Raw genomic sequence first — 2,655 nt, 5'->3', positions numbered from 1 at the left:
CTCTTACCAAAATAAGTTTAAAATTAAAAAATTCAGTAGTGCTCCAACGTAAACTGAGTGGCTAAGCCACATTCCCAAATCATCAATCATTCCAGTAATACCACTATCGTTAGGTATTAGCTAAACCACGTTCTCAAGTTAACGATCATTCCAGTAAGGACTTAAATTAGGTAATGGATATTACCCAAAATTTTAAAAATCTTCTTAATATTACGTTACAAACTAGCAATTTTTATTATTACCTTATTTTAAATAATTGGAAACTCCTCTATAAACTCCGTATTTTAAATTCTATCCTCAAAAATCCCAGACGTTGGGATTTTTCTTTTTTAAGTTTTTAATTAGCGACAAGCTGTTAATTGGCCACATTTAATAGCTTCTAATAAAGCAGGTACTACTTCAAATACATCACCTACAATGCCGTAAGTAGCAACCTGGAATATAGGAGCTTCTGGATCCTTATTTATTGCAACAATAATATCACTTGAATTCATACCAGCCAAATGCTGAATAGCACCTGAAATAGCACATGCTATATATAACTTAGGATTGACCGTTTTACCAGTTTGACCTACTTGATCACAGTGCTGTCTCCAACCAGCATCAACTGCTGCACGACTTGCACCAACTGCACCACCTAAAACCTGAGCTAATTCTTCAAGAACTTTGAAACCTTCAGCATTTTTCATACCTCTACCACCAGCAACGATGATATCAGCTTCATCAATTCTTAAGCAAGAGCTAGTACCGCAAGAAGAAATAAATTCAAGAACTCTTGTTCTAGCAATTGAAGCATCTACGTCATACTCAAGCTTTTCAACCTGTGCAGTATTTGAATGATCTGGTTCTGGCTTTGGCAATACTTTTGGCCTTACTGTAGCCATTTGAGGTCTTGAATTTGGACAAAGAATTGTAGCCATTAAGCTGCCACCAAAAGTAGGTCTGATTGCAGCTAAAAGACCTTTTTCATTAATAGCTAATTCGGTACAATCAGCGGTAAGACCTGTATTTAATCTTGAAGAAATTCTTGGAGCCAAGTCTCTCCCTGTTGTTGTAGCACCGATAAGCATTATTGAAGGTTTCTTATCTTTAATTACATTGCATACAACAGCTGCATAGATGTCAGTAGAATAATCTTTCAAACCATCATTCTGAATTAGATAAACTTTATTAGCCCCTGCTGCTGATATTTCATCTATCATCGGACTAACATCATCATTACCAGCAAGTAAAAGAACATTAACTTCTTCACCGCTAAGCTGTTTTGATAACTCTTTTGCTGCACCTACCAATTCTAAAGTAACGCCAGCAAGCTTGTTATCCAAAGTTCTTTCTGCAAGAACACATATGCCTTTATATAATGATAAATCTATTTCGCTCATTTAACTTTCTCCTAATTATACAAGAACTTTATCATTTTTAAGTTTTTCAATTAATACGTCAGCAGCCTCTTTTGCATTAGCTGCATTTAATATTTCTCCAGCATTTCTTGTCTCTGGCCTGAATGCTCTGGATACAAAAGTTGGTGAACCTTTGATACCAACTTCTGAAGGATCAAGGCCAAGCCCTTCCATGCTAACTTCTGAAATCTGAGTTTTATTAGCTTTCATAACGCCTTTAATAGAAGGCATTCTTGGTTCATAATCACATTTTACCATACAAACTAAGCCTGGAAGCTGCATTTCAACTTTTTGAATACCTTCCTCGACTTCACGTTTAGCAACTATGGTATTTCCACCTGAATGTTCAACTTCTTTTACATATGTTACTTGTGGTAAACATAGATGCTCAGCAATACTTGGACCTGTTTGAGCAGTATCACCATCAATAGCAAATTGTCCACAAATAATTAAGTCGAAGTTACCACCTTTTTCTTTAATAGCTTTTGCTACAGTACGGCTGGTTGCCTGTGTATCAGCACCGGCAAACTTTTTATCTGTAACTAATATAGCTTCATCGGCTCCCATAGCAATACATCTTTTAAGAGCATCTTTAGCTTGCGGAGGTCCCATTGTAAGTACTGTTATTGTGCTATCTGGATGAGCTTCTTTAATTCTGATAGCTGTTTCCACCGCATATTCATCAAAAGGGTTTAAAATACTTTCAACACCATCTCTAATCATAGTATTGTTTTCAGTCCATTTAATGTCAGCAGTATCAGGTACTTGCTTTACACATACTACAATTTTCATTGATAAACTTTACCTCTCTCTAATAAAATATTTATTAATCTACTTTTCTTACCTACTTTTTAAACATAAATGCCAAGAATCCAATAAATTCGACTCTAACTTGACACCTATAAGGCAATTATATTGTAAAATCTAATAAACACTCATCTACATATCTTTGCCCAATTAATATTATACTAAACATAAATTTATAGCAAATACAGGCTAATTCCTTTTTATTTCTATAATATCCAAGCATATCTTAAATCTTAGAACTCTTTTAAGAAAATCAACAAAAAAAAATAAGCTGATAGATATCTATCAGCTTTACATTGTTTATCTCCTCTATAATTTTTTTGGAAAACTCCTGACTATAATCTGGATTAAATTAGTCAAAAACATTGATAGTATAAATAACTAAGGACGAATGTAAAATTGAAACTAACAAAATAGGTAAATATAAATGCATATAACTCTTCATAAG

General features: G+C 33.9%; 2 protein-coding genes. Both read right to left on the bottom strand.

Annotated elements, in window-relative coordinates; genetic code table 11:
- Positions 1-341 precede the first annotated feature (341 nt).
- Positions 342-1,382, bottom strand: a complete 1,041-nt coding sequence (locus tag A2255_01155; GenBank protein OGI23564.1) for an electron transfer flavoprotein subunit alpha — start codon at positions 1,380-1,382, stop codon at positions 342-344.
- Positions 1,383-1,397: 15 nt separating this feature from the next.
- A complete protein-coding gene (locus tag A2255_01150) occupies positions 1,398-2,192 on the bottom strand; it encodes an electron transfer flavoprotein subunit beta (protein ID OGI23563.1) in 795 nt (264 codons plus the stop codon).
- Positions 2,193-2,655 lie beyond the last annotated feature (463 nt).

It is taken from the genome of Candidatus Melainabacteria bacterium RIFOXYA2_FULL_32_9, assembly GCA_001784615.1.
GTDB lineage: Bacteria > Cyanobacteriota > Vampirovibrionia > Gastranaerophilales > UBA9579 > UBA9579.
Note: the sequence above shows the minus strand (reverse complement) of the source record. Positions and strands in the feature narration are given on the sequence as shown.